We start from the raw sequence: 19,230 nt of genomic DNA, 5'->3' as shown, positions 1-19,230 counted from the left end.
GGATCCCCACGCCCACGGCACACCTCGACCGCCTCACCGGGCTCGGGCGCTGCCCGGCTCCGTCGGCTGCGGGGGCCGGGTCAGACGTCCCGCCAGCGTGCGTTGCACCAGGAGAAGACGCCGAACGCGGCCAGGCCGAGCGCGACGAGCGCGAGCAGCCAGGGGCCGGCCGGCAGATCCCGGAACGCACGCAGGGTGTCGTCCATGCCCTTGGCCTTCCCCGGCTGATGCTGGACGGCCGCGACGACGGCGAACACACCGGCCGCGGCGAAGACGACACCACGCGCCGCCCCGCCCGTCATCCCGAAGAATTCGACGACCTGCCGGGTCCGGGCCGACATGGCACCGGTCCGCAGGTCCTCCAGGAACTTCTTCTGCACGGCCCGTACGGAGATCCACAGCCCGGCGATCACCACGCCGGTCCCCGCGATCCCGACGAGCCACTGGCCGGCGGGCCACTCCAGCACCCGGGCGGTGACGTCGTCGGTGTTCCGGTCGGAGGATCCGCTGCCGCTGCCCCGGTCCCCGGCTGCGTAGGAGAGCACCGTGTAGGACACGAAGCCGTAGAAGACGAAACGGAACAGTGCCGCCGCCCGCCGGGAGATCTTCGTCCCCTTCGGGCCCGACCCGCCGAACACCGCCTCCGACAGCCGCCACAGGGCCATTCCGGCGAGTGCCACGCCCACGATCCACAGCATCGCCGACCCGAACGGCCGGCCTGCCAGCTGGCCGAGGGCGCCGCCGCGGTCCGCCTGGTGCCCGTCGCCGTTACCGCCGAAGGCGATCTGTACCGCGATGACACCCACGAGGAAGTAGATGAGCCCGCGCGCCGCGAAACCCGCCCGGGCGGCCACGGCCATCGCCGTGCTGTCCGCCGCTCGGCGCGCCCGGCCGCGTCCCCGTAGTGCCCATGACGATGCGTTCATATACCGCCGATTCCCCCGCGTCCCGGTCCGACACCTGCTTGCCGCGAGGGAGACAGGGAGCGGTCAGGCCGTGCCGGTGCGGTGCCCGGACAGGCGGCGGACCAGGACACGCGGACGGCGCCGGAACGCCAAGCGCGAGGACCTCCAGCTGGGCTTCGAAGGACGCCCGGAGCTCTCCGGGGTGGTCTTCGGCGAGCAGCGAGCGGGAGAGCGGAGCCGAGAGCTCGGTGGACCCGGTGACGGCGACGCGCATGGCGTTCTCCCGAGGGGCGCGGGCGACGCATGCTTCGAACGTGCACCGGCCGTCGGCTCCGCGCGATACGTGCCTACTGTGAACTTCAAGCATGCGGGCAGCAGCCCGACCCGGTCCCGAAATGGTGGCCTCGTGGGGGAGGGGCCGGCGGTTTGCCGCCGGCCCCTAGGGATCACTGCCGGTGGTGATCCGCGCTCGTGATCACATAGCGGGCCACGTCGCCCTCGGTGGCCGACAGGCGGAAGCCCGCCTTCTCCAGCACGCGCAGGGAGGCCGGGTTCGACAGCTCCGCGCCCGCCACCACGCTCTGGACGCCAGGCGCCGCCAGGGCGAACTCCGCCAGCGCCCGGGTGGCCTCGGTGGCGTAGCCCCGGCCGCGGCGGGACGCCACGATGCCGTAGCCGATCTCGACGCTCCCCTCGCTGGGTGGCCAGAACAGACCGACGGAACCCACCACCACGTCACTGGCACGCTCGATGACCAGACGATGGCCGTGTTCGCCGAGCCAGGCGGGGTGCTGCTCGAAGAGACCGGCTATGACGCGGTCACCTTCGGCGGGGAAGTCGTCCGCCCAGTGGACGGACCTGCTGTCGCCGAGGACCGCGGCGGCCTCGGCGGTGGTCCAGGGCCGAAGGACGAGGCGGTCGGTGGTCAGCTGCGGATGGGCTGGTGAAGAAGGGGTGGACACGTATCACTCCTGGTCGTGGGAACGACCGGACCGCGCCGTCTAGCGCGCGGGCCGGATGAGGGTATGCCGATGAGGGCCGACGGCGGCCATATTCATCAACCTCCCCATCCCGTGATCACGCGTCTCTCGCGCCGACGCGACCGTAGCAAGCGTGTTCCGGCCTGGGCAAAGCATTTGAGTATCCCTGCTACGGCGTTCCGGACGGCCCCTGAGATCCGCTGACCGGGGCCCGGGACAGCCGCTCACCGAGCAGCACCGCGCAGGCCCCGCCGGTCAGGAGCCCGCCGCGCGACACCGAAGACCGCGAACAGGGCGCTGACCGTGTTCGAGGGGAACCCGCTCACGTCACCCAGGAACGTCGCGATGTAGGTGTACCCCGCGAACGCCCTGGTGGCGGAGAGGAACCCCGCCACCACCACGGCCTTGAACCGGCGGGCATCGGGCCTGGTGCCGGCATCAGGGCCCCGAGCACCGCCGGCCCGCGCCATGCGGCCGGTCGCGGCACCGCCCATACACGTACCTCACCCGGCTCACCGGCCCCGGTGCAACCGCATTTGGGTGGACTCAGGGGTGCGGGCCACCGAGCTGGGAGGCGTACCGGGATGGCGAAGTGGAAGGTCGCCGCATGCGTCCGCGGGTGCGTCGCGCTCGGCGCACTGCGTGCCAGGGCGGGGCAGCGCCGGCCTGTGTCAGCCGCATGTGCCAAGTCGCGTTCAACCGCCCCAGCGCGCCCTCTCGTTGACCAGCCGTGCGGTATGGTACGAGATGTTTGGTTTAATTTTCAGCTTGGGGAGGGTCCATGGCTCAGCAGGAGCGAGCTGTCCGGACCCGACGCGCTGTTCTGGAAGCCGCTGCGGCCGTCTTCGCCGAGCGTGGTTACGCGGCCGCCACCATCGCCGAGATCCTCAACCGGGCCGGCGTGACCAAGGGCGCTCTGTACTTCCACTTCGACTCCAAGGCCGCCCTCGCCCGGGGCGTGCTCCAGGAGCAGATGAGGACCGAGTACCACCTGCCCCGCGAACTGAAGCTCCAGGAATGGGTGGACGCGGGCATGACCCTGGCCAAGCGTCTGCCCCGGGAGCCCATGCTGCTCGCCGGTGTCCGGCTCTCGGCCGACCTGCAGGGCCACGACGTCCTCGGCAGCGCCTGGCCGGCCTGGGCGAGACTGACCTCCTGTGTTCTGACGGAGGCCAAGGAACGCGGTGAGGTGCTCCCGCACGTGGTCCCCGAGGAGACCGCCCAGGTCTTCCTCGGCGCCTGGATAGGCGTGCAGTTCGTCTCGCAGGCCGTGGCCGGCTGGGCCGACCTGGACGAACGCATGTCGGCGCTGTACGGCCACCTCCTTCCCTCGATCGCGGCCCCTGCCGTCCTCGTCCGGCTGGACACCGCGCCGGACCGGGGCGCCCGGGTGATCGCCGAGGTCCACCAGAAGTCGGCAGCCTTCGCCGGCGCCCCTGCCTGACACCGACCCCCGAGTTCGACCCCCGAGTCCGGCTCCCGCGCGCAGTTGCTCCCCACGCGGCGCGACAGACACAGATGTGGCCACGAATCAAACCGCTGAGACGGTTTGAGGGCAGGCGGGATCCGAGGCCGCGACCGAGCCCGCAGGATCCGAGGCCGCGACCGAGCCCCAGGAGTCACGCCCGGGTGGCCCCGGGCACGAGACCGGGCGCGAAGCGGAACGACACCGCCTCCATCAGCGGCTTGCGCTTGGTGTTGTGGAAGGCGGCGATCCGCCAAGCGCCGTCCGCCTCCCGGACCAACGTGTACGTCTGAACCTTTCCCAGCCGGCGGGGCCGCCTGCCCTTGTAGGTGTCACCGCGCCCGCTGACGACGACGGTGTCCGGCCCGAGGAAGCGGATGCCGACGGTCTCGTCCGCGAGCCGGGTGCCCTTGAGGAAGGTCGTGAACAGCACCCGATGGCTTTCGATGATGTCCCGGCGCCCCTGGTAGAGGGTGCCGACGTAGGTGGCATAGCTGGCGTCTTCGGTGAACAGCCCGCCGTAGGCGTCGGCGTCGTGCCGGTTCCATGCGGCGACCAGTGCGTCCAGTACGGCGGTGACCGCGGCGATGTCCTGAGCTGTGTGCATGACGGAGCTTCCCCCTCGTGGTTAGACTTGAGAAGAGTCTTACTGAGAGCAGTATCTGCATGTGTGCAGAGATTTGGGAAGGGGCCCACCGATGCCGAATCCCCGCAGCGGCAGGGAAGAAGAACACGTGATCTTCCGTCAGTACCTCGACGCCGTGGGCCTCCAAGGCTTGGCCAGCGCCGAAGCGGCCGGCCTGCACAGCTCTGAGTGGTACGCGCTCAGCCTGATCACCCAGGAGGGCAGCCTCACCTCGGGTGAACTCGCCACCCGCACCGGCCTGACCACCGGTGCCACCACCCGCCTGATCGACCGCCTCGAACGCGCCGGATACGCACGCAGGACCGCCGACCCCGCCGACCGCCGGCGCGTGCACGTCGAGCCCGTCCCGGACGCGCTCGCCCGCGTGGAGGGCGTCGTAGGCCCGGCGCGCCGCCATGTCGCCGAGGTACTGGCCCACTACACGCCCGAGCAACGCGCCGTGCTCTTCGACTACTTCGCGCGCGCGGCTCCCGCGTTCCGCGCCGCGACCGAGGAGATCCGGGCGGCGGCCCCGCGCAAGCGGACCAGGAAGACGGGCTGAGGCGAGCGGAGCCGACGACCGAACGCGCCCGCACCGGCCGTTCCGCGGCCGTGACATCATCACCGTCGTCCGTACGACGAATCACCGCCGTCCGTACGACCAACCACCGGCGTCCGTACGACCATGTCCCACCGGAGGGACGCAGACCAGGATGACCGACTGGGAGCGGGACGAGACGCTCTTCGCGGGCACGGCCGCCTACTACCGGCAGGGGCGGCTGCCCTACGCGCCCGGACTGGTGGCGCGGCTCGCCGAGGTGCCGGCGGCCGACGGCACCGGACGTCTCCTCGACGTGGGCTGCGGACCCGGCACGGTCACCCTGCCCCTGGCCCCCTGTTCCGCGAGGCTGTCGGCGTCGACCCGGACACTGGCATCCCCAGCACCGAGGCGTTCGTCCGGCGCCGCCCGTGGCCGACGGGATGACCGCTGCGGTGGTGAGTCATACAGGCGCCCTCCTCACGAGGCACGACGCCCGCCTGTGACGCTGGACATGAGGGGGCGGGCGGGGCGGTGTGGCGCGGGGCCCTACGGCCGGCCGCCGCGTTCCAAGGGGATCCGTTCCCCCGCCTCGATCGCGACCGGCAGGCGGTTCTCGGCGGGAGGCAAGGGGCAGGTCGCCAGGTCGGTGTAGGCGCACGGCAGGTTCGTGGCACGGTTGAAGTCCAGGCTGACCGTGCCGTCGGGGGCGGGCGCGGCGATCTGGAGGGAGCGATTCGCGGCGTACGTCGTCACACCCGAGGTGCTGTCGGTGAAGAGGGCCATGAGGGCGCCGGGGGTGCTGCCGTTGAACGTGGTGAGGTGGTACCGCACGCCGTCCAGCTCGAACTCGACGCGGCCGGGGGAGTCGTAGACGTGTTCCAGGCCCTCCACGGTGGCGCCGACCGTGACCGGGCGCGGCTTCTCGAAGGGCAGGAAACGGCCGGTGACGACCCAGCGCGGGTCCGGGGCGTAGGCGGGCGTGTACCGGAAGTCGGTGCGCAGTGCGTTGCCGGGGTGGCGGGGGCGCAGAATGTCGTTGCCACCGCGCCGGGCGACTTCCAGCACGGCGTCACCCCAGCCGACGTACAGGCTGTCGCGTTCCGCGATGACACCGAAGTCGTGGCGGCCGCAGACCACTTGCCCGTCGACGGTCACCTCCTCGCCGTCGGCCAGTTCGACCACCACGCCGTCGGCGGTGGCCGACCAGGCGCCGGGAGCGTCCTCGAACCTGGCCGGTTCGGGGCTCAGCCAGTGCAGGCTGGTGATCGCGAGGAAGCCGTGCGGTGCGGCCAGTGTCTCCTCCTGGGTCCTATGCCATTCCTCCCATTCCTCGGCGAAGTCCACTCGGTCGATGTCCTGGACGGTCATGTCCGCTCCCTCGTCTGGCGTTGCCGGTCGGGTCCCGCTCGTCTTCCAACGGCCGCACCCCCGCCGTTCATCCCGTCCACCGGAATTCGCCGGTGTGTCTGCGCGGCCGATCTCCCGTCCTGTGGCTGCCGTTTGCCGGCCGTTCACCGGCTGACCTCGGCATCTGCCGTAATGGCGGCCGAGTATGACGAGCCGTCCGGGGCCGCGGGTATTGATGAGCGGATGTCTGTGCGCGGTCACTAGGATGTGAGGCAAGACAACCATGCGACCGGCCCGTTCCCTGTGCGCCGGTCGGGGTCGCCGATGCCAGGGACCGCTCCCCGGGCTGCGGTGATCTTCCTTACCAGGAGGACCCTCCGCATGTTCCGACGAATAGGCAACGCCGTCGTCCGTCATCCCGTTTGGACGATTGTGGCGTGGCTGATTGCCGCGGTGGCGATTGTCGCCACCGCTCCGAGTCTGCCCTCGAACAGTGACGAGAGCAGCTTCCTACCGAAGAGTTACGAGTCCATCAAAGCGGCGGACCTCCAGCAGAAGGCGTTCCCCAGCGCCTTCACCCCGTCCGCGATCGCGCTGTACCAGCGCACCGACGGCGGCAAACTCACCGCCGCCGACCAGAAGGATGTCGCCCGGATCACCTCCGAACTGGGCAAGAAACACATCGACCAGGTACAGAAGGTCGTCCCCGGCCAGCCGTCCAAGGACGGCAGGTACACCCTGACCCTGGTGCAGATGGACAGCAAGAACGCCGGTCAGCCCAAACAGGCCGACGCTGCCAAGGTGTTGCGTGAAGAGGCCAAGAAACTGGCCAAGGGCACGGATCTCGACGTCAAGCTCGGCGGTGCCGCGGCGCAGGCACTCGACCAACAGGACTCGTCCAAGCGTGGCGAGGCGTTGATCGGTATCGGCACCTTCGTCATCATCCTGGTGACGCTGCTGATCATCTTCCGGGCGCCGATCCTCGCCGTACTGCCCCTGGTGCTGATCGGCCTGGTGTCCGCCGTCGCCAACGGGCTGATCGCCTACGCCACCAAGCTGTTCAACCTCGAGGCCAACAGCTCGATCTCGTCCATTTTGATCGTCGTGCTCTTCGGTGTGGGCACGGACTACTTCCTGTTCCTGATATTCCGATATCGCGAGAGTCTGCGTGCCGGTGACGAGCCAAAGCAGGCCATGATCAACGCGGTTGGCCGGGTCGGTGAGGCCATCGCCTCGGCGGCGGGCGCGGTCATCATCGCGTTCCTCGCCCTGGTGCTGTCCACGCTGGGCTTCCTGAAGCAGATGGGCCCGGCGCTCGCCATCGCGGTCGGCGCCACTCTGATCGCGGGCCTGACGCTGATCCCCGCCGTGGTCTCGCTCATCGGGCCGAAGGTGTTCTGGCCCTCGAAGTCCTGGCAGAAGGAGCCGCAGAACGCCCGCTTCGCCGCCCTCGGCCGGGGCGTCCAGCGCCGCCCGGCGCTGACCGCCGTCCTGTCCGGTCTCGTCCTGCTCGCCCTGTCCGTCGGCACCTTCGGCTACAAGGCCACCTTCGACCTGGCGTCGGGCTCCATGCCCAAGACCAAGGAGTCCATGGTCGTCCAGGACGAGATGCAGAAGGCGTACTCTGCGGGCGCCGCGGCACCCACCGACGTCTATCTGTCCACCACCGACGGCAAGCCGCTGGACAAGTCCGGCTTCGACGCGTACGCGCAGAAGCTCGGTGCCGTGGACGGCGTCGCGAGTGCCCGCCTGACCCAGGTGAACAAGCAGGGCACCACCGCGGACTTCACCGTCACCCTCAAGTACGAGGCGTCGACGGACAAGGCCATCGACGCCGTGGGCCGGGTCCGCGACGTCGCCCACTCCACGGCGCCCGACGGCACCGAAGCGGTCGTCGGCGGTATGTCCTCGATCTACAAGGACATCAACGCGGCCGTCAACCACGACTACCGCACCGTCTTCCCGGTGGCCGCCGTCCTGATCATGCTGATCCTGGGGCTGCTGCTGCGCAGTGTGGTCGCCCCTTGGTACCTGATCGCCTCCGTGGGCCTCGGCTTCGGCGCCACCCTCGGCGCCACCGTGTGGATCTTCCAGGAAGGACAGGGACACTCGGGCCTGATGTTCATGCTGCCGGTGATCATGTATCTCTTCGTGGTCGCGATCGGCACCGACTACAACATCCTCATGATCGCCCGGCTGCGCGAGGAGGCCCGCGAGGGCCGCGAGCCGCGCGAGGCGGCCGGCATGGCGCTCCGGCACGCCGGGCCGACCGTGGCCGCGGCGGGCTTCATCCTGGCGGCGACCTTCGCCACGATGATGCTGGCGGGCAACTCGCTGCTTTCGGAGATGGGCTTCGCGGTCTCCTTCGGAATCGCGGTGGCCGCGTTCGTCATGGCGATGTTCTTCACCCCGAGCCTCACGGCCCTGATCGGTCACGCGGCCTGGTGGCCGGGCCACGGGGACCGGGCGGAGCCGCCGACGGCCGGCACGGGCGTCGGAACCGAGGGCCTCGGGCCGGTCCCGGGCGACGAGGGCCGGGACGCCGGTGTCCACGACCCCGCCGGTCGCCGCCGCTGACGGCGGCCGGTGTGAACGACCGAGTCCTGCCGGGCCGCACGGCCCGGCAGGACTCTTTTCGATTGCGCGACCACGGAACGGGAGCTGTCGGTCAGCCGGCGGCGGAGCCGTGGAGGTAGTCGACCCGTACGAAGTCGACACCAGGCCGTACCTGGAGCACATGCCCACGGCGAGTGGTCGTTCGGCCGGCCCTGATGTCCGCCACGACGACTTCTTCGCGCCGGAACCCGCCGACCCGGCTGTCCGCGTCCGGGTCGGCAGGGAGACGGCCCGGTGACGATCCGACATCCTTGAACGCCAGGAAGGACATGACCAACCGAGTCGTCGCCGCTCTCACCGCCCCTCGGCCATGATGCCCCCCTCTCACCGCCCCGCGGCCGTGACACACACCGCGCCCGGTCACAGCCGTCCGCGGCAGTCGGGCCCCTGGTGCCCGGGGCCGCCTACTCCACTCAGAAGGACCCGCACCTCCTCACCCCGCGGTGCAACGGCGAGCAGGCGGCGGAAAAAGGCGAGAAGCGCACGTTGCGCGGAGCGCGCACCGCGTGCTCGTGTGAGCCCTGTACGCGCCCCCGCCGGTGGGACAAGACTGCGCTGTCGCCGGGCAGATGGCCGCCCGGTGTCGCTCGCCCATCGCCCTAAGCCCCAGGAAGGCAGGTCGACCGCTGTGCTCTTGCGTCTGCCCACGTCCGTGTCGGAAGCCCAGGAGTGTCTGGCCGAGGGGGCCGTGCCGATCGGCGGGGCGACGCTCGTGTGGGCGACGTGGCAGCGGGACGGATTCCCCGAACTCGCCATGTCCCTGCGTGAGCTGCCGGAAGCCAACGCCATGGGGCGCGAGACGCTGGGTGGTGCCGTCGTCCTGCACCGGATCGACGCACAGGTGCCGGGCGTCCTCCGGCTCGCCGCGGCCACGGTCGGCACCGGCGCGGTACGGCGGACGGCGACCGTCGGCGGCAACCTCGTCGGCAGCACGCTGCGTTGCCTGCTGCCCGCCGCGCTCGTGCTGGACGCCCGGGCGACGGTGCTGGAAACCGACGGCGTCCGCGAGGCGGACCTGGCCGAGGTGGTCGCCAAGCGTCCCGTGCTGCTCAGCCTGTACTGGCGCACCCCGATGGCCTCCGCCTACCGCAAGCTGCCCGGCGCGGCGGGCGGAGAGCCACCCCTGGTCGTGGCCTCGGCACTGCACGGCGGGGACGGAGAGGCCAACCGGCTGCGCCTCGCCGTACGGGACGGCTACGACGTGCTCAGCGGCGACGTCGACGCCGACACCGGCACCGACGAGGCCCTCGACGCACTGCGCGGCACGGCTCTCGGCGAGCTGCCGGCCGCCGCATGGGAGGTCATCCGCCCGCAGGTCATCGGCCTGATGGAGGGCCGCGGTTCGGACTGAGGCGGCGGCTGAGCCTCCGGTCGTTTGCGGTCTTGGCAAAGACGTTGGCCGGTAGGCGTCGTCCTGCCCGAGCCTGGCCCGGTACGACCTGCGTACCGGAGAGGCGGACGATGACCGTGACGACGATTTCCCCTGCCCAACCCCCTGTGCTGAGCAGACGCAGACGCTGGACGGTGCTGGCCGTCTGCTGCCTGAGCATGTTCCTGGTCGGCCTGGACACGACCATCGTCAACGTCGGACTGCCCGCCATCGGGGACGGCCTGAACGTGGGGACCCGCGGTCTGGAGTGGACCGTGGACGCGTACACCATCGTCCTGGCCGCCCTGCTGATCTCGTCCGGGGCGCTGGCGGACCGGTTCGGGCGCCGGCGGGTGTTCCAGTGGGGGCTGACCGTCTTCGGCCTGGCCTCGCTGGTCTGCGCGCTGGCTCCCTCGGTGGGCGCACTGGTCGCGGCCCGCGCGGTGCAGGGAATCGGCGCCTCCATGCTCAGTCCCGTGGCCCTCGCCATCGTGGTCAACGCGATGCCCGACCCGCGGGAGCGGGCGCAGGCCATCGGTGTCTGGGCGGCGGTGTTCGGGCTCAGCATGGCCGCTGGCCCTGTCACCGGTGGTGCCCTCGTCGCCGGACTCGGCTGGCGCTCGCTGTTCTGGATCAACGCGCCGGTCATCGTGGCCGCCCTCGTGCTCAGCGCGGTGTTCGTGCCCGAGTCCCGGGCGCCGAAGGCACGGCGACTCGACCTGCCCGGGCAGATCCTGCTGACCGTGACGATCGGGGCGTGGGTCGGCATCCTCATCGAAGGGCCCCGCATCGGCTGGACGTCGCCGACGGCACTGGCCGGCTACGCCCTCGCCGCCGCGGCGACGGCGGGATTCGTCGGCGTGGAGTTCCGCCGCGAAGAGCCGCTGATGGATCCCAGGCTCTTCCGCGGCCCGGTCTTCAGCGGTGCGGTCCTGGGCGCAGTGGCGGTCTTCGTCGCCCTGAACGCGGCGCTGCTCCTCAACACCCTCTACCTCCAGCACGCCCGGGGATTCACCCCGCTCGCCGCCGGGACGGCCACCCTTCCCATGGCGGTCGGAGCGACCGTCTGCGCACCGTGGTCCGGCCGCCTGGTCGGCCGTATCGGCCCACGGCCGCCGCTGTACCTGGCGGGCGGCTTCCTCACCGCCGGCGGACTGTGCCTGGTCGGGCTCGACCAGGACACGAGCGTCCTCCTGCTCCTGTTCGCCTACCTGCTCATCGGCATCGGCTTCGGGTTCGCCAACGCGCCGATCACCAACACCGCGGTCGGCGGCCTGCCGACCACTCGGGCCGGTGTGGCGGGTGCGATCACGTCCACCGCACGACAGGTCGGCGCCGCCCTCGGCATCGCGCTGGCCGGGGGACTGCTCGCGGGAAGCACTCCCGCGGAACTCGGCCACGCCTCCAGGCCGGGCTGGTTCCTGGTCGCAGCCTGCGGACTGGTGCTACTCCTCGTGGCCCACGCCTCGCGCTCCAAGGCTCCCGTCGAGAACGCGGCTTCCCTGGCCCGGGCACGTTGAGCCCCGCGGCAGGCGCGTGACGGGCAAGCGGGAACGCCCGGCGATCAAAGCCCTCCGGGGAGTGCTCGCCGGGCCGCCGGTGACATGTCATCGTGGCGGTATGGCGACAGAAGCGGACCTCGCCGTACTGGTCGGGATACAGGCTTCCGGGAAGTCCACCTTCTACGCACAGCGTCTGTCCGACCGGTACGAGCTGGTCGGCAAGGACCTGTTCCCGCGCGCTGCCAGGAACAAGCAGCGCCGGCAGATGCGGCTGGTGGCCGAGCACCTCGCGGCCGGGCGTGCCGTGGCGGTGGACAACACCAACCCGTCGCCGGAGGAATGGGGCCCACTCGTGGAAGCGGCCCATGCCCACGGGGCGACCGTGACGGCCTACTGGTTCCCGCCGGACGTGGCGGGCTCCCTGCGGCGCAACGCCGCGCGCGAGGACCATGGCCGGGTTCCCGACGTCGGCGTGCTGGCCACGCTGAAACGGCTGCGCAGGCCGTCGGCCGCGGACGGGTTCGACGCGGTCCACGAGGTGCGGTTCGACGGGCGGGGTGGGTTCGAGGTACGCGCCTGAGCCACGGAACGGCCGGATTCCCCCTCGTTCCCCGCGGGGAAGCCCGTGCCGAGAGCGCCCCGGAACGGGAAACACAAGGCCGGGACGGCCTACCGATTCGCGGGCCGACGGGATACCCCTGGAAGGGCGGCCCGCACCGCGGCCGCTTCCCCGGGAAAGGAGCCCAGCCGTGGACGGATGGTACGTGGACGACCGCTGCGTCAACTGCGATGTGGCCCGGCAGTTCGCGCCCGAGCTGATCGGCGAGGCCGACGGGAAGTCGCAGATCCTGCGCCCGCCCGCCGACGAGGCGGAGAACCGGCGTTTACACGCCGCGGTCTTCGCCTGCCCCACCCGCTCGATCCGGCCCCGGACCGGCCGGGCGGACCAGCAACTGGACCCGTTCCCGCTGGCCCTGGACGACGGCGTACTGATCTGCGGGCACAACTCGACGCACACCGCGGGTGCCAACTCCTACCTGCTCCTGCGGCCCTCCGGCACCCGCATGATGATCGACACGCCCCGCTGGAGCCGTGCGCTGGCCGAGCGCTACACGGCATCGGGGCCCGTCACCGACGTCCTGCTCACCCATCGCGACCATGCCGCACACGGCCGCCGCTACGCCGACCACTTCGGCGCCCGGCTGTGGATCCACGAGGGCGACCTGGACGCCGCACCGGACGCGGACCAGGTGATCCGCGGACTCGAACCGCTGGAGATCGCCGAAGGTGTCACCGTCCACCCCCTTCCCGGTCACACCCGCGGCAGCGTCCTCTATCTCGCCGACGACCGGTACTGCTTCAGCGGCGACAGCTTCTACTGGTCGCGGACGACCGGTGATCTGGAAGTCGCCGAGAGCGTGACCTGGTACTCCATCGAGGAGTTGGCCGACTCCCTGGCCAGGACGGCAGGACGGCTGCGCTTCGAGTGGGTCCTGCCGGGCCACGGAGACCGGCGCCGCCTGCCGGCCGACGAGATGTCCCGGCGACTGCACGGGCTGATGGAACGCACCCGCCTGCTGCGCCCTCGCCCGATCGACTTCACGGGCGTCCGCTGGTGACGGAGCAGCCGGAACGACCGCCCCGGGTGTGGCCGTCGGCGGTGGCGGCGCGTGGCTCCGGCAGGCCGTGGGGGTCGTAGCCGGGATGTGCGTGTGCTCGGCCGGCCGAGGCGGTCGCGGCAGTGCGCAGCCGCCGACCTGCTGTGATGTGTCCCACGTGCCCTTGTCCTGGCCGGAAGGGATACCTAAGTTCGGTGACATGTCCGCCCAGAACGCCCCTCTTCCCGCCGAGCCCGTCGAGTTCGCCGTCGACCTCACCAGCCATGAGATGACCCGGCGAGCCCATGTCATGGACGCACTCGGCGCCGACTGGGACCCCGTCGCGATGATGCGCGGCGAGGAAGAGGCGTACGACCTGCTGTACTCCGGCCTGGACGAGGAACAGCAGCGGCTGTACGACACCCTCGTCGCGGCCGGCATCCTCCCGCGGCGCGGTGGCGGCCATGCTTCCGCTTGATCCCCAGGCGGACATCGGGCGCCGCGCCTGGGTGACCTGCCCGAACTGCGAGGACCACCGGGGATGCGCCACGTGCGGGCAGGGCCGCAGGTGCTTGGCGCACTGGCGGTACCTGCTCGCCAACACCGGCAGCCTCCTCCACCTCCAGTGCCCCTCGTGCACCCACATCTGGGACCACGAGACGGGCTTCGGCGCCACCCGCACCCGCTGGACACGCACCGCCAGCGGCCTGCGAGGGGAGTGAACGGGCAGGTAGGTCGCCGGTCTGCCGAGTCTGCCCGCTGCGGAGCGCCGTGTGCGTGTGGTCACGCCGACGTGCCGGTGCGGTCGTTGCTTCCGTGATCGGTGCTGGCCACTGTGGACGGATGCTTCTCGTTCCGGGCTGGATGTGGCAGCGGGGATCGGTGACCCGGGCTGCGGGCGCCGGTCTCGCCGCCGGCGTCTTCTTCGGGGGTTTCGTCCTCATCGAGGCGGGGTCATGGGCGGGCGCCCTGGTGGTCTTCGTGGTGCTGTGCCTGATCTACGGGACCCGGGTGCCGCGCCGGATGAACAGGATCTGGCCGGCGGCCAGGCACATGAACACCGCAGACCGCGCGGCCGTGGTCCGCGCCACCCGGCAAGGCGAGGCCATCGGTGATCCCCGCCTGGCGCCCTCGGTCCTCGGCTACGCGGACGCCCTGCGCCGGTCCGCCGAAGACGACCGGATGCGCCGCTGGGTGGTCCCGCTCGTCACCGCGCTCTGCGTCGCTCTCGCCGTGTACGACACCGTCACGGGCACCACCGGCGAGATGATCGCCTCGTGGCTGCTGGTCGTGCTCTTCCTGGTCGAGCTTCTGTGGTGGCCACGCCGACGAGCCCGCCTGCTGGCCCGGGCCGCTCGGGCGGAGGCGGCGGCCCGCCGCGTGACGGATGCGGGCCACGCGGCGGGTGACCCTTGAAGATCCACAGGCCGGGATCTCCTTGGCTTCGAGCAGGGCCGGGAACCTCGCGCTCCGCCTTGAGCTTGCCGACCGCCCGGAGCGCGGTGGCAGAGCGGCCGTGGTGAAGCCGCTGTCCTGGCCGTCGACGGTGATGTCCGGCGCGAGGAGTCGGGGACCCATGGACGTCACCGTCGGTACGCGGTCGCGGCGATGACGGGAAGGAGTGCGAGGGAGAGGAAGCCGCCGGTGAGAGCGAGGGCGGAGTAGCTGGTGGCGGCGACCATGACACCGGAGGACAGACCGCCGGTGGTGCCGGCGATGGCGATGGAGACGTCGACCATCCCCTGGGTCTTGGCGCGGGTCGCGAGCGGCACCGCGTCGGTGATGATCGCCGTACCGGAGACCAGGCCGAGGTTCCAGCCGAGGCCGAGCAGGGCCAGCGCGAGCGCGAGCAGGGCGACGGAGTCACCCGGGGCGCCGGCGGCGAGGATCCCGGCGGCCAGCAGGGTGCACCCGGAAGCGGCGGCGACCTTCAGGCGGCCGTAGCGGTCGACCAGCCAGCCCGTCAGCGGCGAGGGAAGGTACATGGCGGCGATATGAATGGCGATGACGAGCCCGGACGCGGCCGTGCCGTGGCCGTGGTCGTGTATGTGGACCGGTGTCATCGTCATGATCGCGACCATCACGAGCTGGGTGAGGATCATGACGAGCGCGCCGAGGACGATCCCTCCGCGGCCGGCTCCTGTGTCGGGAACCTCCGCACCGGTCGGGCCGGTGGTGGCCTCGGCTGACGCGGCCTGGGCCAGGGAGCGGGCCAGGAGCAGGGGGTCGGGCCGCAGCAGGAGGCCGAGGACCAGGGCGGCCAGTGTGTAGGCCAGACCGGAGAGCATGAAGGGCCCGGCCAGCCGGGGGATGGAGAGGGATTCGGCGAGAGTGCCGGTGGGGGCGGCGAGGTTGGGACCGGCGACGCCTCCGAGCGTGGTGGCGACCAGGACGGTCGAGACGGCCCGAGCGCGGTGGCCGGGCTGCGCGAGGTCGGCTCCGGCGTAGCGGGCCTGGAGGTTGGTGGCGGTACCGGCGCCGTACACGAAGAGAGCGATGAACAGCAGGACAGGGTTGTCGAGGACGGCGGCGGTGAGGACGCCCGCGGAGCCGATGGCCCCGGTGAGGTATCCGGCGGCCAAGCCCGGGCGGCGGCCATGGGAGTGGGAAACACGGCCCACGATGACGGCAGCCAGCGCCGATCCGGCGGTGAACAGGGCGCTGGGCAGCCCGGCGAGTCTGGTCGAGCCGAGCATCTCCTGGGCGAGGAGGGCACCGACGGTGACGCCCGCGGCGAGCCCCGCGCCGCTGAGGACCTGGGAGGCGACCAGGACGCGCAGGATGCGGCGCTGTGCCTGGTCCGCGTCGGATATGGCGGTCGGCGTGCCGACGGGCGCGGTGCGGGTCATGTCTCTCCGGAGGAGTGAGCAGTGAGTGGTGAGTGGTGCGGGTGAGCGGCGCGGTGTGCGGTGTGTGCGGTGTAGGCGGTGTGCGGTGCGGGCGCGTGCCGGGTGGCCGTTGCCGGCCGTCGGTTCCTCGCCACCGGGGCCGTTCGGCCCGGTCAATGTGCGGCGGCAGCCCGGATGAGGGCCGCCGCCGCGGTCTCGACGTCTGCTGCCGTGGTCCAGCGGCCCAGCGACAGGCGCAGGGCCCCGAGGGCACGGTCGGGGGCGAGGCCCATCGCGGTGAGCACGGGGGAGGGGGAGAGGGCGCCGCTGTGGCAGGCCGAACCGGTTGAGGCGGCCACCTCGTGAGCGGCGGCGAGGAGTTCATGGCCGAGGGCTCCCTCGACACTGACGTTGAGGGTGTTCGGCAGGCGCTGCTCGTCGGGCCCGTTGAGACGGAGGCGGCCGGGTAGCGCGACGGTCAGCCGCCGGTGGAGGTCGTCGCGCAGCGCCGCGATCCGGTCCGGGGTACCGGCGGCGAGTTCCTCGGCGGCGAGGCGGGCGGCGGTGCCGAGGGCGACCGCGAGCGCGACGTTCTCCGTACCGGCCCGAAGGCCGCGCTCCTGGCCGCCGCCGTGGACGACCGGCTCCAGGCGCACGCCGTCGCGTACGAACAGGGTGGCGGTGCCCTTGGGCGCGTACATCTTGTGCCCGACGACGGTCAGCAGATCCACCCGCAGTTCGTGGACGTCCAGGGGGATCTTGCCGGTGGCCTGGGCGGCGTCGCAGTGGAACAGTGCGCCGCGCGCGCGGGCGAGGCCGGCGAGTTCGGCGATGGGCTGGAGCGCGCCGGTCTCGTTGTTGGCCGCCATCACCGACACGCATACGGTCTCCTCGGTGAGAGCGTCGTCCAACGCGCCCGGGTCGACCAGTCCGTCACCGTCGACCGGCAGCACCGTCACGCGTGCGTCGTGCAGGCGCGCCAGGGCCCGCGCCGTCTCCAGTACGGCCGGATGCTCGGTGGCCTGCGTGATCAGATGCGGCCGGGTACGGCCGGATGCCAGCACCGCGCCGCGCAGGGCAAGCAGGTTCGCCTCCGAGCCCGAGGACGTGAAGACGACCTCGGACGGGCGCGCGCCGATCAGGCCGGCCACCTGAGCGCGCGCCGCGGCGAGCGCCCGCCGGGGTTCGGCGCCGTAGCGGTGGCTGCTGGAGGGGTTGCCGAAAAAGTGCGTCAGGTGGGGCGCCATGGCTCCGGCGACGCGCGGGTCGACGGGAGTGGTGGCGTTGTAGTCCAGGTAGACGGGCCCGCCGGCCAGGCCGGGGTGAGGCGGGAGAGCGGCGGAGGCATCGGGGCGCGGTGGAAGCGTGCTGGAGGGTCCGCTGTTCGGCGGAAGAACGCCAGAAGGGACGAGGTGGGTCGGAAGTGTGCTGGACGAGCCGGGGTGCGTCGGAAGTGTGCTGGACGAGCCGAGGTGCGACGCCCGCGCGCCAGACGGCCCCGGATGCGGCGGCCGCGCGCCGGAGTGCCCGGTCACGTCAGCTCCGCCGTGTGTACGGGCAGCTCGGCCAGGCGCCATTCGAGCATGCCGTCGTCGAGCCGGATCGCCCGCCGCCCGCGGTGGGTCAGCAGCCGTACGGCGTCGTAGGCGAGGACGCAGTACTCTCCGCGGCAGTACACGACGATCTCCGCTCCTTCCGGCAGCTCGTCGATGCGGTCGGCCAGCTCGCCCACTGGGATGGAGACCGCGCCGGGGATGTGCCCGGCCCGGTACTCCTCCACCGGACGTACGTCCAACAGCACCACGTCCCCCGCGGCGACGCGGGCCTGGAGCTCCTCGCGGGTGACGTTGGCGGCGCCGTCTTCGCCGAGGAAGGCGTCGAGGGCGGCGGGTACGGCTGCCTGGTGCCGTTCGGCGACCTTGCGCAGCAGCGCGAACAGCTGGGCGACGTCGTCCCCGGCGAGCCGGTAGTGGATGCGCACGCCTTCCCTGCGGGTGGCGACGAATCCGGCCTGCTTGAGCGTCTGCAGATGCGCCGACACGGTCGTCAGGTTCAGCCCGGCGGCTTTGGCGAGGGCGTCGACGGTCCGCTCGCCCTGAGCGAGCAGATCGAGCAGTTCCAGACGCTTCCCGCTGGCCAACGCCTTTCCGCTGGCCGCGAAGGCGTCGTACAGCCGCGCCTTCGAGCCGGTCGGGGTGGTCTCCGTCATGACATCCTCCATAAATCCATGGAATAGTGTAGAGGAAGCCGGAAGCACGGGCCACACCCCGTCTCACCCCCTTCCCGGATCTCGGAGGACCGCGCCTGCGTCTGGTGTCCGGCGGCCAGGTCGTCCCGTGTGCTGCGGCCTCCCGTCCGGGTGGGGAGCCAGCCGGGGTCGACCGCATGGCTCGTGGTCCCTCCCCAGCGTGACGCGCAGCCGAGGGCGAGGGCGGTGACCCACAGCTTGCTGTCGTCGTAGGAAGCGGTCCCCGCGGCCGGCCGGTTCAGGTCAGTCGAGCCGGTGCTGCGCATCGAGCTGCTGAGTGGATGAGACGGGCCACCCAGTTGCTCGGCGGCCAGGACGGCCATCATGCCGACGGCGCCGTCGCCGACAACCGCGACCGTCCTGCCGGGCCGGCCTAGGCGGCGACAGCGACGTACCGGCCGGTGCCCAGCACGTCGGAGGCGGCCGGCAGGGCGGGGACCGCCGGGCCGCCGGCAGGCGGGCAGGCCGCCCGCAGGCCGGCAAATGTGCTCCTGATCAGGCGAGATTCTTGGTGAAGAACGCGTCGAGCTCGTCGAACGGAATGAGTTCTTTGCGGTCGTACAGGTCGACGTGGTCCGCGTCCGGAACGATCACGAGGCCGACGTTGTCGGGTGCCATCGCGTGGACGTCCTCGGAGTAGTAGCGGGAGTGCGCGTTTGCTCCGGCCACCAAAAGGGCGGGTCGGGGCGCGAGCATGTCGATGTTCGACATCATCGGGAAGGCGAAGAAGGCCATGGGCGTTGTCGCGGTCCACACGGTGGTGGAGTTGATCGACCGCGGGTGGAATCCGCGCTCGGTCCGGTAGTAGTCGAAGAAGCTCGACGTGATCGGGGCCGCGCCCTTGGGGAGGGTCTCGGGAAGCACTCGGTCGGCCACGGCCATGTTGCCGTCCGCGTCGAAGGGCACTTCGTGGGACCCCGGCGCGAAGGTGCCGTTCTCGGCGTCGATCCAGCGCTGCCGGCTGAGGTAGTCCACAACCTCCTGGCGCTGTTCGGGCGTGTAACTGTCCTTGCAGCCGCGGAACATGCTGCGCGACATGTCGTACATCGAGGACGTGGCGACTGCCTTGATGCGGCTGTCGGCAGCTGCGGCCGTGATCGCCATGCCGCTAAGAAGGCGTGGGCGACGGAGACGAGGGTTACGTGGTGGTGCCAGCCTCTCCAGGTGCGGCCTTCGAAGTGGGCCAGGCCCAGGGCCTGTTTCATC

At 71.4% G+C, this 19,230-nt stretch carries 20 protein-coding genes and 2 pseudogenes; 12 read left to right on the top strand and 10 right to left on the bottom strand.

Going from position 1 to position 19,230, the window contains the following annotated elements; genetic code table 11:
- Nucleotides 1-80: 80 nt before the first annotated feature.
- From ACZ7DL_RS25395 to ACZ7DL_RS25385, 3 genes are all read right to left on the bottom strand, one after another.
- The gene (locus ACZ7DL_RS25395; protein ID WP_470777319.1) at nucleotides 81-926 is read right to left on the bottom strand and encodes a DUF1206 domain-containing protein; all 846 of its coding nucleotides are present in this window, start codon (nucleotides 924-926) and stop codon (nucleotides 81-83) included.
- Nucleotides 927-1,351: 425 nt separating this feature from the next.
- A complete protein-coding gene (locus ACZ7DL_RS25390) occupies nucleotides 1,352-1,867 on the bottom strand; it encodes a GNAT family N-acetyltransferase (protein WP_470777318.1) in 516 nt (171 codons plus the stop codon).
- Nucleotides 1,868-2,109: 242 nt separating this feature from the next.
- The gene (locus ACZ7DL_RS25385; RefSeq protein WP_470777316.1) at nucleotides 2,110-2,379 is read right to left on the bottom strand and encodes a hypothetical protein; all 270 of its coding nucleotides are present in this window, start codon (nucleotides 2,377-2,379) and stop codon (nucleotides 2,110-2,112) included.
- 287 nt (nucleotides 2,380-2,666) lie between these two features.
- Between ACZ7DL_RS25385 and ACZ7DL_RS25380 the strand changes: the two genes are divergently transcribed.
- Complete coding sequence (locus ACZ7DL_RS25380; RefSeq protein ID WP_470777315.1) at nucleotides 2,667-3,329, top strand: ScbR family autoregulator-binding transcription factor; 663 nt, start codon at nucleotides 2,667-2,669, stop codon at nucleotides 3,327-3,329.
- 175 nt (nucleotides 3,330-3,504) lie between these two features.
- Here ACZ7DL_RS25380 and ACZ7DL_RS25375 read toward each other — a convergent pair whose 3' ends face one another.
- The gene (locus ACZ7DL_RS25375) at nucleotides 3,505-3,957 is read right to left on the bottom strand and encodes an SgcJ/EcaC family oxidoreductase (RefSeq protein WP_470777313.1); all 453 of its coding nucleotides are present in this window, start codon (nucleotides 3,955-3,957) and stop codon (nucleotides 3,505-3,507) included.
- Nucleotides 3,958-4,084: 127 nt separating this feature from the next.
- Here ACZ7DL_RS25375 and ACZ7DL_RS25370 point away from each other — a divergent pair, with 127 nt between their 5' ends.
- The gene (locus ACZ7DL_RS25370) at nucleotides 4,085-4,537 is read left to right on the top strand and encodes a MarR family winged helix-turn-helix transcriptional regulator (RefSeq protein WP_470777311.1); all 453 of its coding nucleotides are present in this window, start codon (nucleotides 4,085-4,087) and stop codon (nucleotides 4,535-4,537) included.
- A 151-nt stretch (nucleotides 4,538-4,688) separates the two neighbouring features.
- Nucleotides 4,689-4,912 (top strand): annotated as a pseudogene (locus ACZ7DL_RS25365) (SAM-dependent methyltransferase); the annotation flags it as partial.
- A 150-nt stretch (nucleotides 4,913-5,062) separates the two neighbouring features.
- Here the strand turns inward: ACZ7DL_RS25365 and ACZ7DL_RS25360 are convergent.
- Nucleotides 5,063-5,884 (bottom strand): DUF1684 domain-containing protein, encoded by an 822-nt coding sequence (locus tag ACZ7DL_RS25360; protein ID WP_470777309.1) that lies wholly within the window; start codon nucleotides 5,882-5,884, stop codon nucleotides 5,063-5,065.
- Nucleotides 5,885-6,244: 360 nt separating this feature from the next.
- On the opposite strand from ACZ7DL_RS25360, the gene ACZ7DL_RS25355 reads away from it, so the two are divergent.
- The 9 genes from ACZ7DL_RS25355 (at nucleotide 6,245) to ACZ7DL_RS25315 (ending at nucleotide 14,364) form a co-directional block, all read left to right on the top strand.
- Nucleotides 6,245-8,440 (top strand): MMPL family transporter, encoded by a 2,196-nt coding sequence (locus tag ACZ7DL_RS25355; RefSeq protein ID WP_470777307.1) that lies wholly within the window; start codon nucleotides 6,245-6,247, stop codon nucleotides 8,438-8,440.
- Between the two features lie 109 nt (nucleotides 8,441-8,549).
- Nucleotides 8,550-8,717, top strand: coding sequence for a hypothetical protein (locus ACZ7DL_RS25350; RefSeq protein WP_470777305.1), 168 nt, complete (start codon nucleotides 8,550-8,552; stop codon nucleotides 8,715-8,717).
- A 390-nt stretch (nucleotides 8,718-9,107) separates the two neighbouring features.
- Complete coding sequence (locus ACZ7DL_RS25345; protein WP_470777303.1) at nucleotides 9,108-9,830, top strand: FAD binding domain-containing protein; 723 nt, start codon at nucleotides 9,108-9,110, stop codon at nucleotides 9,828-9,830.
- A 110-nt stretch (nucleotides 9,831-9,940) separates the two neighbouring features.
- Nucleotides 9,941-11,368 (top strand): MFS transporter, encoded by a 1,428-nt coding sequence (locus tag ACZ7DL_RS25340; RefSeq protein ID WP_470777302.1) that lies wholly within the window; start codon nucleotides 9,941-9,943, stop codon nucleotides 11,366-11,368.
- Nucleotides 11,369-11,468: 100 nt separating this feature from the next.
- Nucleotides 11,469-11,930: an AAA family ATPase gene (locus ACZ7DL_RS25335; protein WP_470777301.1), complete on the top strand. Its 462-nt coding sequence runs from the start codon at nucleotides 11,469-11,471 to the stop codon at nucleotides 11,928-11,930.
- Between the two features lie 169 nt (nucleotides 11,931-12,099).
- Entirely contained in the window at nucleotides 12,100-12,969 is an 870-nt protein-coding gene (locus ACZ7DL_RS25330) for an MBL fold metallo-hydrolase (RefSeq protein WP_470777299.1), read from the top strand.
- Between the two features lie 199 nt (nucleotides 12,970-13,168).
- Nucleotides 13,169-13,426 (top strand): DUF6400 family protein, encoded by a 258-nt coding sequence (locus ACZ7DL_RS25325; RefSeq protein WP_470777297.1) that lies wholly within the window; start codon nucleotides 13,169-13,171, stop codon nucleotides 13,424-13,426.
- Nucleotides 13,413-13,670: a hypothetical protein gene (locus tag ACZ7DL_RS25320; RefSeq protein ID WP_470777295.1), complete on the top strand. Its 258-nt coding sequence runs from the start codon at nucleotides 13,413-13,415 to the stop codon at nucleotides 13,668-13,670. Before ACZ7DL_RS25325 ends, ACZ7DL_RS25320 begins: the two co-directional genes overlap by 14 nt.
- Before the next feature lie 121 nt (nucleotides 13,671-13,791).
- Complete coding sequence (locus ACZ7DL_RS25315; protein ID WP_470777294.1) at nucleotides 13,792-14,364, top strand: hypothetical protein; 573 nt, start codon at nucleotides 13,792-13,794, stop codon at nucleotides 14,362-14,364.
- Between the two features lie 167 nt (nucleotides 14,365-14,531).
- Here the strand turns inward: ACZ7DL_RS25315 and ACZ7DL_RS25310 are convergent, their stop codons facing one another.
- The 5 genes and pseudogenes from ACZ7DL_RS25310 to ACZ7DL_RS25290 form a co-directional block, all read right to left on the bottom strand.
- Nucleotides 14,532-15,797 carry an MFS transporter gene (locus ACZ7DL_RS25310; protein ID WP_470777292.1) on the bottom strand — a complete coding sequence of 422 codons (1,266 nt, stop codon included), beginning with the start codon at nucleotides 15,795-15,797 and terminating at the stop codon, nucleotides 14,532-14,534.
- 152 nt (nucleotides 15,798-15,949) lie between these two features.
- Nucleotides 15,950-17,071 carry a cysteine desulfurase family protein gene (locus tag ACZ7DL_RS25305; RefSeq protein ID WP_470777602.1) on the bottom strand — a complete coding sequence of 374 codons (1,122 nt, stop codon included), beginning with the start codon at nucleotides 17,069-17,071 and terminating at the stop codon, nucleotides 15,950-15,952.
- 236 nt (nucleotides 17,072-17,307) lie between these two features.
- Entirely contained in the window at nucleotides 17,308-17,985 is a 678-nt protein-coding gene (locus ACZ7DL_RS25300; protein ID WP_470777290.1) for an ArsR/SmtB family transcription factor, read from the bottom strand.
- A gap of 534 nt (nucleotides 17,986-18,519) precedes the next feature.
- Nucleotides 18,520-19,128 (bottom strand): alpha/beta hydrolase, encoded by a 609-nt coding sequence (locus ACZ7DL_RS25295; RefSeq protein WP_470777288.1) that lies wholly within the window; start codon nucleotides 19,126-19,128, stop codon nucleotides 18,520-18,522.
- Nucleotides 19,095-19,230, bottom strand: a pseudogene (locus tag ACZ7DL_RS25290) (IS701 family transposase); the annotation flags it as partial. The gene ACZ7DL_RS25295 and the pseudogene ACZ7DL_RS25290, both read right to left, overlap by 34 nt.

Source organism: Streptomyces sp. NPDC036984 (assembly GCF_055607665.1).
Note: the sequence above shows the minus strand (reverse complement) of the source record. Positions and strands in the feature narration are given on the sequence as shown.

Bases quoted from the DNA above. Each gene is read 5' to 3' on its own strand.
- ACZ7DL_RS25395 (WP_470777319.1), bottom strand. From the start codon at position 926: ATGAACGCATCGTCATGGGCACTACGGGGACGCGGCCGGGCGCGCCGA.
- ACZ7DL_RS25385 (WP_470777316.1), bottom strand. From the start codon at position 2,379: ATGGGCGGTGCCGCGACCGGCCGCATGGCGCGGGCCGGCGGTGCTCGG.
- ACZ7DL_RS25380 (WP_470777315.1), top strand. From the start codon at position 2,667: ATGGCTCAGCAGGAGCGAGCTGTCCGGACCCGACGCGCTGTTCTGGAA.
- ACZ7DL_RS25375 (WP_470777313.1), bottom strand. From the start codon at position 3,957: ATGCACACAGCTCAGGACATCGCCGCGGTCACCGCCGTACTGGACGCA.
- ACZ7DL_RS25360 (WP_470777309.1), bottom strand. From the start codon at position 5,884: ATGACCGTCCAGGACATCGACCGAGTGGACTTCGCCGAGGAATGGGAG.
- ACZ7DL_RS25355 (WP_470777307.1), top strand. From the start codon at position 6,245: ATGTTCCGACGAATAGGCAACGCCGTCGTCCGTCATCCCGTTTGGACG.
- ACZ7DL_RS25340 (WP_470777302.1), top strand. From the start codon at position 9,941: ATGACCGTGACGACGATTTCCCCTGCCCAACCCCCTGTGCTGAGCAGA.
- ACZ7DL_RS25335 (WP_470777301.1), top strand. From the start codon at position 11,469: ATGGCGACAGAAGCGGACCTCGCCGTACTGGTCGGGATACAGGCTTCC.
- ACZ7DL_RS25325 (WP_470777297.1), top strand. From the start codon at position 13,169: ATGTCCGCCCAGAACGCCCCTCTTCCCGCCGAGCCCGTCGAGTTCGCC.
- ACZ7DL_RS25320 (WP_470777295.1), top strand. From the start codon at position 13,413: ATGCTTCCGCTTGATCCCCAGGCGGACATCGGGCGCCGCGCCTGGGTG.
- ACZ7DL_RS25315 (WP_470777294.1), top strand. From the start codon at position 13,792: ATGCTTCTCGTTCCGGGCTGGATGTGGCAGCGGGGATCGGTGACCCGG.
- ACZ7DL_RS25310 (WP_470777292.1), bottom strand. From the start codon at position 15,797: ATGACCCGCACCGCGCCCGTCGGCACGCCGACCGCCATATCCGACGCG.
- ACZ7DL_RS25300 (WP_470777290.1), bottom strand. From the start codon at position 17,985: ATGACGGAGACCACCCCGACCGGCTCGAAGGCGCGGCTGTACGACGCC.
- ACZ7DL_RS25295 (WP_470777288.1), bottom strand. From the start codon at position 19,128: ATGGCGATCACGGCCGCAGCTGCCGACAGCCGCATCAAGGCAGTCGCC.